Below are 259 nucleotides of genomic sequence, written 5' to 3'. Positions count from 1 at the left end.
CCTCCAAGGCTAAATACTCCTGACTGACCGATAGTGAACCAGTACCGTGAGGGAAAGGCGAAAAGAACCCCGGCGAGGGGAGTGAAAAAGAACCTGAAACCGTGTACGTACAAGCAGTGGGAGCACCCTTTGGGGTGTGACTGCGTACCTTTTGTATAATGGGTCAGCGACTTATATTCTGTAGCAAGGTTAACCGTATAGGGGAGCCGAAGGGAAACCGAGTCTTAACTGGGCGTTAAGTTGCAGGGTATAGACCCGA

Annotated in this window: 1 rRNA gene; it reads left to right on the top strand. The window is 51.0% G+C overall.

Annotation, left to right across the window (positions count from 1 at the left end):
• Nucleotides 1-259: ribosomal RNA gene (locus tag NNN71_RS25095) — 23S ribosomal RNA — on the top strand; the annotation flags it as partial.

Origin of the sequence: Kluyvera sp. Awk 3, assembly GCF_028069715.1 — a bacterium.
Classification (GTDB): Bacteria; Pseudomonadota; Gammaproteobacteria; order Enterobacterales; family Enterobacteriaceae; genus Kluyvera; species Kluyvera georgiana_A.
The sequence above is the reverse complement of the archived record's forward strand: the minus strand, read 5'-3'. Positions and strand labels throughout refer to the sequence as shown.